Annotated in this window: 9 protein-coding genes; 2 read left to right on the top strand and 7 right to left on the bottom strand. The window is 69.2% G+C overall.

Features of this window, described 5'->3' with window-relative positions; translation table 11 throughout:
* From VNO22_11500 to VNO22_11475, 6 genes are all read right to left on the bottom strand, one after another.
* On the bottom strand, positions 1 to 532 hold a 532-nt coding region (locus tag VNO22_11500; protein ID HXG61995.1), incomplete at its 3' end, for an SDR family NAD(P)-dependent oxidoreductase.
* Positions 532 to 1,593, bottom strand: coding sequence for a hypothetical protein (locus VNO22_11495; GenBank protein HXG61994.1), 1,062 nt, complete (start codon positions 1,591 to 1,593; stop codon positions 532 to 534). The genes VNO22_11495 and VNO22_11500, both read right to left, overlap by 1 nt.
* A 123-nt stretch (positions 1,594 to 1,716) precedes the next feature.
* Entirely contained in the window at positions 1,717 to 2,295 is a 579-nt protein-coding gene (locus VNO22_11490) for a hypothetical protein (GenBank protein HXG61993.1), read from the bottom strand.
* 12 nt (positions 2,296 to 2,307) lie between these two features.
* Positions 2,308 to 3,381 carry a flotillin-like protein FloA gene (floA, locus tag VNO22_11485; protein ID HXG61992.1) on the bottom strand — a complete coding sequence of 358 codons (1,074 nt, stop codon included), beginning with the start codon at positions 3,379 to 3,381 and terminating at the stop codon, positions 2,308 to 2,310.
* 9 nt (positions 3,382 to 3,390) lie between these two features.
* Positions 3,391 to 3,840 (bottom strand): NfeD family protein, encoded by a 450-nt coding sequence (locus VNO22_11480; protein ID HXG61991.1) that lies wholly within the window; start codon positions 3,838 to 3,840, stop codon positions 3,391 to 3,393.
* Positions 3,841 to 3,847: 7 nt separating this feature from the next.
* Positions 3,848 to 5,314: an NfeD family protein gene (locus VNO22_11475; GenBank protein ID HXG61990.1), complete on the bottom strand. Its 1,467-nt coding sequence runs from the start codon at positions 5,312 to 5,314 to the stop codon at positions 3,848 to 3,850.
* A 166-nt stretch (positions 5,315 to 5,480) separates the two neighbouring features.
* On the opposite strand from VNO22_11475, the gene VNO22_11470 reads away from it, so the two are divergent.
* Positions 5,481 to 6,134, top strand: a complete 654-nt coding sequence (locus VNO22_11470) for a peroxiredoxin (GenBank protein HXG61989.1) — start codon at positions 5,481 to 5,483, stop codon at positions 6,132 to 6,134.
* A 46-nt stretch (positions 6,135 to 6,180) separates the two neighbouring features.
* Here the strand turns inward: VNO22_11470 and VNO22_11465 are convergent, their stop codons facing one another.
* Complete coding sequence (locus VNO22_11465) at positions 6,181 to 7,308, bottom strand: DGQHR domain-containing protein (GenBank protein HXG61988.1); 1,128 nt, start codon at positions 7,306 to 7,308, stop codon at positions 6,181 to 6,183.
* 110 nt (positions 7,309 to 7,418) lie between these two features.
* Between VNO22_11465 and VNO22_11460 the strand changes: the two genes are divergently transcribed.
* A partial coding sequence (locus VNO22_11460) for an N-6 DNA methylase (GenBank protein HXG61987.1) occupies positions 7,419 to 7,754 on the top strand: 336 nt, incomplete at its 3' end.

Raw genomic sequence — 7,754 nt, 5'->3', positions numbered from 1 at the left:
TGCTTCCGGGCTCGACGATCGCGACGTCGAGGCCCCACGGCGAAAGTTCCATGCGGAGGGCGTCCCCCAGGGCTTCGAGCGCGAACTTCGAGGCCGCGTAGGGGCCCAGGAACGGGGTGGCCACGAGACCGCTCACGGAGCTCATGAACACCACGCGGCCGCGGGCGCGCCGAAGAAGCGGGAGGAACGCCTGGGTCACGGCGAGGGCGCCGAAGACGTTGACCTCGAAGGGGCGGCGGATTTCGTCGAGGGGAAGGAATTCCAGCGGCCCGGCCGAGACGACGCCGGCGTTGTTGACGAGGCCGGCCAGTCCCCCGGGCGCGGCGGCCTCGACGGCGCGGGCGGCGAGCGCGATCGATTCCCGGTCGGTGACGTCAAGCAGCACGGGGGTTCCCGGGCCGGGAGGCGCGGCGGGGGGGCGGCGGCCTCCGGCGAAGACGCGGAAGCCCGCCTCTTCGAGGCGGCGCGCGCAGGCCAGGCCGATTCCGGAGAAGGCGCCGGTAACGAGGACGGCGGGGCGCTTCTCTTCCATCAGGCGGCCGCCGGGGCCACGAGCGGGATCGTGTCGGGCCGGGCCTCGTCGCGTCCGGCGGCGAAGAAAAGGTAGCTGTCGAGCGTGTAATGGACGAAGAGGGCGCTCAGCACGGTCATGTAGTAGTACTGTTCGCGCGCGAGGGACAGGGGATCGAAGCGCACGAGGGCGAAGACCACCGCCAGAAGCGCGGCGGTGAAAAGGAAGCACAGCCCGTAGAACGCCCCGGCGGCGCGCCCCGGTCCGGCCAGGCGCGCCACGAAGGGCGACTCCAGGAGGCCGCGCTCGCGGCGGATCTTGAGGACCACCCAGATGATCGCCAGGTACTGAAGCGAGTGCCACGCGTTGACCGTTTGAAAGGCCAGCTCCAGGCGCTCGCCGCGTTCGGCGATCGGGATGAAGAAAGCGACGGCGACGGTGACTCCGATGAGGAGGGTCTTGGGGAGGTTCAGGAAGCCGCGGCGGGCCTCCCAGGCGGTCTTGGCGAGCCAGGCGACCAGGGCGAGCGCGAAGGCCGCCGCCGCCAGGCGCCAGGTGGCCTCGGCGCGGGCGAAGGAGGGGATGAGGATGCGGATCGAGCCCAGGGTGAAATCGTCGCGCACGAGCTTGTAGGACGCCAGGGGATAGAACGAAAGGAAGAGGACCGCGTAATCGAGGAGGCGGAACCCGGCGGGCTCGGGACGGCCGGCGCGGCGGCGGTAGACGTCGGCGAGGTAGGCGTTCTGCTGAAGGACGTGAAGCGAAGCCCAGAAGACGAAGAAGCTCATGAGCGCCTGGAAGTCGAGGAGGGTCATCGCGACGACGCCCGCCGGCACCAGGAGCGCGGCGGCCCAGAGGGCGGCGCGGTGGGAGCGCCGGAAACGCGGGTCGAGGTAGGTCGTCAGCAGCGTCGAAAAGACGTGCGGGCCGCCCACGAGCGCGGTGACGGCGAGGTTGACCGCGTCGGCGGGGGCGCCGGACCAGACGACGGCCAGGCCGGCCGGCACGAGGAGCGCGCTTCCGATGAGCCACGTGAGATCCCAACGCCGGCTCTGAATCCAAGGCCCGCGGGCCGAGTCCACCTGGAGATCCCTCCCTATTGCTGGGGGCGTCCCTCGCGGGAGCCCCGGGCGAGAATACCGGATATAGCGCCGAACGGATTCGACCGGGTCAAGGGATTTTGTCGCGGGAGCGCGCCGCGCGGCTCACCCGGCCGGCCGGAAGGGAGCCGGCGGCGTGCGCGGCCGCAGAAGCCGCGGGGGCCGCAGGATCTCCGCCGCCAGGAAGAGTTTCGCGCCCGCCGAAAGCCGCGGGTTCCGGAAGAGCCGTTCCTCGAGCGAACGTGGAGGAGCGGCCGCGACGGGAGGCGTACCGGCGAGCGTCACGAGCGGGCCCCCGGCCGTCGGCTCCCATGGGGGGCGCGCGGGCGCCGGGGGCGCCAGCGGCTCGGCGGGCTTTTCTTCCTCAACGACGCGCACGTCTTCGACCGGCGCCTCCTCCTCGACGGGCGTTTCTTCCTCGACCGGCGGCGCCTCTTCGATCACCACGACCGGGCGGCGGCGCTTCTCGATGTAGCGGCCGAAGACCTCGTCCACCAGATCCTCGAACGGCAGCCTGGGCTCGTCCGGGACCGGCTCGGCCTCCTCGACCTCCTGGGCGGCCCGGCGGCGCCGCTCCTCCTCCGCGCGCCGCCGCCGGCGCTGCTCGAGAAGCGGCCCCAGCAGCATGCCCCCGAGCACGAGGATCGCGAGGATCAGATTGACCAGGCCGCGAAGATCGTCCATGACGCGTCCGACTTACGAGGTCTTGGGCTCCGCGCCCTTCCCGCCTTCCGCGATCGAACGGCGCATCTCGGTGTCCGCCTGGAGATTCCGGATCCCCCAGTAGTCCAGAACGCCGAGCCGTCCGATGCGGAACGCCTCCGCGATGGCCTTGGGAATCTCGGCTTCGGCCAGCGTCACCAGCGCGCGGTTCTCCTGATCGAGCGCCTTCATTTCCTGCTCGCGCGCCACGGCCAGCGCGCGGCGCTTCTCCGCTTCCGCCTGGGCCATGCGCTTGTCCGCCTCGGCCTGGTCGGCCCGCAGGCGCGCGCCCACGTTGTCCCCCACGTCCACGTCCGCGATGTCGATCGAGACGATCTCGAACGCCGTCTGGGAGTCCAGGCCCTTGTCGAGCACCGCCTTGGAAATGCGGTCGGGATTCTCCAGGACCGTCTTGTAGCTTTCCGCCGAGCCGATCGAGGTCACGATGCCCTCGCCGACGCGGGCGATGATCGTCTCCTCGGTCGCGCCGCCGACGAGCCGCTCCAGGTTCGTGCGCACGGTGACGCGCGCCTTGACCTTGAGCTGGATGCCGTCCTTGGCCACGGCGTCCAGCGTGTCCCGCCCCTTCCGGGGGTCCGGGCAGTCGATGACCTTGGGGCGCACGCTCGTCTGAACGGCGTCCAGGACGTCGCGCCCGGCCAGGTCGATCGCCGCGGCCTGCTCGAAGGAAAGCGGGATCCGGGCCTTGTTGGCCGCGATGAGCGCGGTCACCACGCGGATGACGTTGCCCTTGGCCAGGTAGTGGGCCTCGAGCTTGTCGGTGTCCACGGGGATCCCCGCCTTGACCGACATGATGCGCGCGTTGACGATCGTCATGGGCGCGACCTTCCGGAGGGACATGCCCACGAGCTCCAGGAGCCCCACGCGGGCGCCCGAAAGGGTCGCCTGGATGTACAGCAGCCCGTACTTGAAGATGATGATGAGGAAGACCAGAACGAAGAGGGCCGCCGCGGCGATTCCGAGCAGCCACAGCCAGTCCGGAAGGCCCGTCTCCGCGCCGCGGGCGCTTCGGCCGACCTGGAACAACCCCATCCAGAGCGCGTTCATCGTCGCCACTTATCCTCCCTGAATGCCACGCACCACGATCCGATTCCCTTCCACCTTCACGATCCGAACCGGCCGGCCCCGCTCGATCGCCTCGCCGGCGGTCACCACGTCCAGCTTGCGGCCGTCCACGAGCACGATGCCCGCCGGCCGAAGGTCCGTCTGGGCCACTCCTTCCCGGCCCACCAGCGCCGCGTAATCCTGGCCGAACGAAAGGCTCCCCTCCAGGGACGACTTCAGCTGAAGCCTCCGCAGGCCCAGGTAGAACGCCGCCGGCGCGACCACGACCGCCAGGAGGATCTGGCCCGCCCCGAACGCCGGATGGTGCCGGAATCCGAAGACCACGGACACCACCACCGCGGCCGCCCCCAGAAGACCCAGGACCATGCCCGGCACGAACGTCTCGGCGACGACGAGGGCCAGACCCCCGAGGTAGAGAAAAAGAACGATCCAAAGGTCCATGACGCCCCTAGCGCTTCGTTCTTGCCACGACGATCCGGGGGCCTTCCACGCGGACGATCTCCACGGGCTCCCCGGGGGCCACGAACTCCCCCTCGGCGACCACGTCGAGAATCTGCCCGTCCACCTGGACCTTCCCGCCCGGCCGCAGCGGCGTCATCGCGTGCCCGCGGCGACCCGCCCACGCCGACGCCCCCGGCGTCGCGGGGGCGGCCTCGTCGATCCGCGCCTGGAGGACCAGCGCGTTGAGCATCGGCACGCGGGGCAGGAACCGCAGGAGCGCCAGGAAGGCCGCCGTGGCCCCCGCGAAGCCGAAGATCACCCGGCCCACCGAGCTGACGAAGAGATCGATCTGCCACGGCGCCCCGGAGGGATCCGGCAGGGCGAAGTCCTGGAACGAAAGCACCAGCCCCACGAACACGCACAGCACGCCGGCGATCGCCAGGACGCCCACCCCGGGCAGCAGGAGAAGCTCCGCCGCGATGAGCGCCAGCCCGGTCACGATGAGCAGGATCTCGCCCCACTGCGCCAGCCCCGCCAGGTGGTGCCCGAAAAGAAGAAGCGCCAGGGCCAGGATTCCCGCCACCCCCGCCAGGCCGAAACCGGGCGTCTTGAACTCCACCCAGAGCCCGAGAATTCCGACGATGAGGAGAATCGTCGAGACCACCTGGGACGTGAGGAAGCCCACGAGATCCTCCGACCAGCTCGACTCGATCACGATCTCCACGGGTTTCGACAGGCCGAAGTCCCGGTAGATCTCCTCGCGGCTCGAGGCCGCGCGCCCCATGCCGGTCTCGACCACCTGCGTGGCGGTGAGGGTGACGAGCTTGTCCTTGGAGTCGAAAGGGACCGAAGACCACTCGAAGGTGCGGCCTTCGGACTTGAGCCGGTCGATTTCCCCCAGCGTCAGGTACCGCTTGCGGCCGTCGAGGACGACCTCGTAGATCTCGAGGTCCTTGTCCACCATGGCCACGACGAGGTTGGCCGGGTAGCCGTTCTGCTCGGCGCGGGCGCGGAATTTCTGCCGCAGGGCGGAAAGCTCCTTCTCGGAGACGGCCTGGACGCCCTCGGGACCCACCTGCACGGGCGTGGCGGCGCCGATCACCGTGCCCGGATACATATAGATGCGCCTGCACGAGATGGCCAGGTAGACCCCCGCCGACCAGGCCGCCCCCAGGCTCCCGCCCGCATCCAGAGGCCGGACGAACGCCACCGTCGGAATGGGCGCGAGGCTTTGGATCTGCTCGCCCATGTCGAGCGTATGGTCCACGCGGCCTCCGGGCGTGTCGATCTCGAAGACGACCAGCGCCGGATTCTCCCGCCGGATCTCTCCGATCGCGCGGCGCAGAAGCGCGTTGTTGCGGTGGCCGATCTCCCCCACGAGGGGGACGATGACCACCTTGGCGCCCGCCGGCGCCGGCGCTTGGGCTCCTCCGAGAAGGAGCGCGCCCAGGACGACGAGGATTGCGCCTTTCATGGCCCCACGAATAGGACGGAAAACGCCGCGGCCCATAACGTGCGTGGTGAACGCCATTGTATAGGCCCGCGCCCGCGCTGTCCACGCCCTTGACCCGCCGCCCCCGCTTCTCCTAAAATGCCCGCGCTCTCGAAGAGTTCTGGAACCTCCAGCAAGGAGCATCCCCATGGCCGACATCGCCGCCGTCCGCTCGCTCCCGAAAATCGGGGACGAAGCGCCGGACTTCACCGCCCTGACGACGCACGGGGAGATCACGCTCTCCAAGTGGCAGGAAGGCAAGTGGGTCATCCTGTTCTCCCACCCCGCGGATTTCACGCCCGTCTGCTCCACGGAGCTCACGGAGTTCGGCCGCCGCTTCAAGGAGTTCGAGCAGCGCGGCGTCAAGCTCCTGGGCGTCTCCGTGGACAGCATCCATTCGCATCTGGCGTGGGTGCAGAACCTCCAGAAGATCCTGGGCGTGCGGATCCCCTACCCGCTCGTCGCCGATTCCAATCGCGCCGTCAGCGAGCTCTACGGGATGATCCACCCGGGCGCCTCCCAGACGGTGACGGTCCGGGCGCTCTTCATCATCGACCCGAAGCGCACGATCCGCGCGATCATCTACTACCCGCTCAACATCGGCCGCAACGTGGACGAGGTTCTGCGGGCCGTCGACGCCCTGCAGACGGCCGACGCCAAGGGCGTCGCCTGCCCCGTCAACTGGAAGCCCGGGGAAAAGGTCATCGTCCCGCCCCCGAAGACCGAAAAGGAAGTGGACGACCGGCTGGCGATGCAGAACGTGGAGCGGCTGGATTTCTACCTGACGAAGAAGGCGCTGTAGGCCGGGCGGGGCGGACGGACCGTTCACCGCGCAAGCGGTGGGGAGACTATTCCTCCTCGCCCGGTTCCTCGGGGGCCTCCAGGCCCAGGGGACGCAGAAGCTCCTGGTGGATGCGTCGAACGCGCTCCACCTGCCCCTTGGCGGGGAACCGTTCGTAGAACCCCTCGGCGCGGAACTTGGGAACTTCTTCCCGCCAGGGGCTCAGGAACGTTTCGAAGACCTTCGGGCCTTCTCCGGCGCGCCAGTGTTCGATCAGCTTCTTCTGGCGCAGGAGATCGCCCAGGACGCGCACGAGCGCCTTGATCGTCACGTCCTTGGTGATCATGTACTTGCCGTTGCGCCCCCAGCCCTCCTCCAGCACGGCCGCCGCGCCCCGGAAGTAATCCCGCAGGAGCGCGTAGGTCTTCTCCGGCTTCTTCAGAAACCGGGGGTACGCCTCGACCAGCTTGTGCACCTCGTTGAAGAGCTCCGACTGGAGGATCCACTTCTCCTGCCGGGAGCGGCCGCCCAGACGGTTGATGCGGTACTGGAAGGGGGAATCGGGGCTTGCGTACAGGAGGTTGACGACCCGGGCGGCGAACTTCTTCCCGGGGCTTTCCCACGACACCTTCTCGTAAAGGTCCACCAGGTGGGACTTGTTGATCCGGGTATGGGTCGAGTTGATGATGACGAACATCTCGGTGGCGAAGTCCGCGCTGCGGCCGTCGAAGATCATGCAGGGGACCTCGATCGCGTCCGCCTCGCGGGGGTGGCGCTTCTGGAAGAAATGAAGGCCCGCCACGCGGTGCTGGCCGTCGATGATGAGGAACTTCCCTTCCGGCTCCCGGAGGTTGCCGATCGATTCGTAATTCCCGATCGGGTCGAAGCGGAGCGTTTCCTCGGTGAACAGAAGGACGGCGCCCGGGATAAGAGGCTGCGTGGCGGCGGTTTCGAAGAAATTGACGATGGCCTTGACCTTGCGGCGGTTGAGGGCCCGCTGGAAGGCCTTGTCGCTCTGTTCGATGGCCGCGATGAATTGCGCGACCTCGTCCTCCGCGTCCGCCGGCTGGGCGGGGAGGGTCTCGCCCTCGAAGTGAAAGCGGCTGATGAAGCGCACCTTGCGCAGGAGGTCGGGGGCCTTGTAATTGACGAAATAGAACACCCCCTCTTTCTGCCGCACGCGGGTGGCCAGCATGGCCCTTTCATGCTAGGGGGCGGTCCCGCGCGGGTCAAGTTTCCGGACGGCCGCGCCGATTCTTCCCTGTGGCCGGTCGGACCCTGCCCGGCCGGCCGAGGGGGAAACGCGTGGAATCGGCGCGGGGGCTGGGGGCGTACTACACGCCCGCCCTCCTGGCGCGGCCGCTGTGCCGCTGGGCGATCCGGGACGCGACGGACGCGGTCCTGGATCCCTCCTGCGGCGAGGGGGCGTTCCTGATCCGGGCGGTGGATCGGCTCCGGGAGCTCGGGGCCGATCCGCGGCGGATCCCCGACCAGGTGGCGGGCGTGGAGCTCGACGCCCGGGCGCTGGCGCGCGCGCACGCGGCGCTCCGGTCGCGGCATCCGGGGCTGCGCTGGGCGCGCCTGGCCGAAGACGACTTCTTCCGCTTCGCGCGGGCGCACCTCGGAACGCTCTCGTTCGAC

The sequence above is a fragment of the Planctomycetota bacterium genome (genome assembly GCA_035574235.1).
Lineage (GTDB): Bacteria > Planctomycetota > MHYJ01 > MHYJ01 > JACPRB01 > DATLZA01.
This window is presented reverse-complemented; position numbering and strand designations above follow the sequence as displayed.